Source organism: Nocardiopsis sp. TNDT3 (assembly GCF_003427465.1).
Taxonomy (GTDB): Bacteria; Actinomycetota; Actinomycetes; order Streptosporangiales; family Streptosporangiaceae; genus Nocardiopsis; species Nocardiopsis dassonvillei.
Window position 1 is genome coordinate 1 of sequence record NZ_QPFC01000860.1, and the last position, 1,288, is coordinate 1,288.

Genomic DNA, 1,288 nt, shown 5'->3' on the forward strand with positions numbered 1-1,288 from the left:
CCGGGGAGGGCGGGGGAAAGCGCGGACGTCCTCGGAGGCGGATTTCCCTTCGTCGCCGCGTCCTTCGATCCGCCGTGGCAGAACCGCATCCCTTTCGGGACCAAAGCCCTGTCTGGAGACGGACAGCCGAGCCAGGCCAACCCGAAGGCCCCCGCCGCCGTCACACCATCAAGAGCTTGCCGCGATAGTATTGAAACTAAGATACACAGTTATCTTGTGAATATAGTTAACAATAAAATCTCGGTCGTGGATGGTCTTCGCCGTGCGGGCCTCCCCGTTCACGGCGCTACGTCCCACGGCGTGGCCGAGTCCGGGCGCCCGGCCAAGGAGGACGCACACCCTGGACGTGCCGGGCGCAGTTCTGCGCTACGACGTTCGGAGCGGCTCGTCAGCCGGATCGCCCGTCCTGTTGCTGATCGGCTCTCCGATGGACGCCAGCGGGTTCACCACCCTGGCCCGGCACTTCACCGACCGCACGGTCGTGACCTACGATCCCCGCGGGTTCGGGCGCAGCGAGCGCGCCGACGGCGGGGCCGGGGACACACCCGAGGAGCACGCGGACGACCTGCACCGGCTGGTCTCGGCCCTCGGCGCCGGGCCGGTGGACCTCTTCGCCAGCAGCGGCGGCGCCGTCAACGCCCTGGCCCTGGTGGCCCGGCATCCGGGGCAGGTACGCACTCTCGTGGCGCACGAACCGCCCGCCGTCCAGATGCTGCCGGACCGGGAACGGGCGCTGGCCGCGAGCGTGGACGTCCGCCGAACGTACGAACGCGACGGCCTGGGCCCCGCGATGGCGAAGTTCCTCACGCTCGTCAACCACGAGGAGCCGCTTCCGGCCGACTTCGCCGACCGGCCCGCTCCGAACCCCGCCGATTTCGGACTGCCCGCCGAGGACGACGGTTCCCGCGACGACCCGATGCTCGGGCAGCTCATCCCGTGCACCCACTTCCAGCACGACGTCGACCGGCTGCGCGCGGCGTCGACGCGCATCGTCGTCGGCGCCGGGGCCGAAAGCGGGGGTGAGCTGTGCAACCGGGCGGCCGAGGCCGTGGCCGAGCGGCTCGGAACGGCGGTCGTGACCTTCCCCAGCCACCACGCCGGTTTCCTCGGCGGCGAGTTCGGCATGGAGGGCGACCCCGACGCCTTCGCCGCCGTCCTGCGCCGTGTCCTGACGGAGGGCGCCTGAGGCCCGGCGCCGGATCCGGTCCGGCGCGGTGGCGGCGTCGGGCCGTGCGGCACGGGTGAGGAAGCCCTGCGGCGCGGGCGAACCCGACGCCCGCGCCGCGCG

At 72.0% G+C, this 1,288-nt stretch carries 1 protein-coding gene; it reads left to right on the top strand.

All coding sequences use genetic code 11. The features are described 5' to 3' along the window. The first annotated feature begins 346 nt into the window (after positions 1-346). Positions 347-1,186 carry an alpha/beta fold hydrolase gene (locus DQW06_RS20675; RefSeq protein WP_232833101.1) on the top strand — a complete coding sequence of 280 codons (840 nt, stop codon included), beginning with the start codon at positions 347-349 and terminating at the stop codon, positions 1,184-1,186. Positions 1,187-1,288: the final 102 nt, after the last annotated feature.